This window comes from Streptomyces coffeae, assembly GCF_016741875.1.
Classification (GTDB): domain Bacteria; phylum Actinomycetota; class Actinomycetes; order Streptomycetales; family Streptomycetaceae; genus Streptomyces; species Streptomyces coffeae.
The window spans coordinates 1-1,229 of record NZ_JAERRF010000127.1 but is presented as its reverse complement, the minus strand read 5'-3'; the positions used below and the strand labels follow the sequence as shown (position 1 = coordinate 1,229).

The 1,229-nt window shown below is 65.2% G+C and carries 1 protein-coding gene; it reads right to left on the bottom strand.

What is annotated here, in order from left to right; genetic code table 11:
- The coding region (locus tag JK363_RS41255; protein WP_201883462.1) for an MDR/SDR family oxidoreductase at positions 1 to 1,229 on the bottom strand (1,229 nt) is incomplete at both ends.

Sequence of the window (1,229 nt, the reverse complement as noted above, 5' to 3'; positions counted from 1 at the left end):
ACTGAGCCGACCGCCCATGCCTTCGGCCTGCTCCCACATACCCCACGCCAACGACACCGCCGGCAAACCCTGCACCCGCCGCGACACCGCAAGCCCATCCAACACACTGTTCGCCGCCGCATACGCCGCCTGCCCCGCATTCCCCACCACACCAGCAAAGGAAGAAAACAGAACAAACGCATCCAGCTCACGATCGCGAGTCAGCTCATGCAAATGCACCGCCGACTCCGCCTTCACCGCCAACACCCGACCCAACCGCTCAGGAGACAACTCCGCGATCAGGCCGTCATCAAGCACACCAGCGGCATGCACAACACCCCGAAGCGGCACATCCGCCGGAATCGCATCCAACACATCCGCCAAAGCCTCACGATCACTGACATCACACGCGGTGACCGTCACGCGGGCGCCCAGAGCGGTCAGCTCCTCCTCAAGCGCAGCAGCGCCAGGGGCGTCGATACCCCGCCGGGATATCAGCAGCAGATCCCGCACCCCATGCACCGCAACCAGGTGCCGAGCCACCACCGCACCCAGACCACCCGTACCACCGGTCACCAGGACCGTGCCCGACTCCGGCCACGGCGCAGGGATGCGCAGGACGACCTTGCCGATGTGTTTGGCCTGGCCGAGGAACCGCAAAGCCTCCGGCGCCCGCGCGACATCCCATGCCGTGACCGGAACCGGCCGCAACACCCCCCGATCAAACAACCCCACCAACACAGCCAGCATCTGACCGATCCGCTCCGGACCCGCGTCCATCACATCGAACGCCTGATACACCACCCCCGGATAAGCAGCAGCCACCTCCCCCGCATCACGGACATCGGTCTTGCCCATCTCCACAAACCGACCACCCTCACCCATCAACCGCAACGACGCATCAACAAACTCCCCCGCCAGACAATCCAGCACCACATCCACCCCAACACCACCCGTAGCCCGGGAAAACACCTCCTCGAACTCAGTCGTCCGCGACGAAGCAATACGACCAGCCGGAACACCCAACTCACGCACCGCGGGCCACTTGCCCTCACTGGCGGTCGCGAACACCTCCGCCCCCACATGCGCAGCCAACTGCACCGCCGCCATACCCACACCACCCGCAGCCGCATGAACCACCACCGACTCCCCCGCCCGGAGATCGGCCAGATCCATCAACGCGTAATACGCCGTCAAGAACACCACCGGCACCGACGCCGCCTGCTCAAACGACCAACCCCGCGGAACAC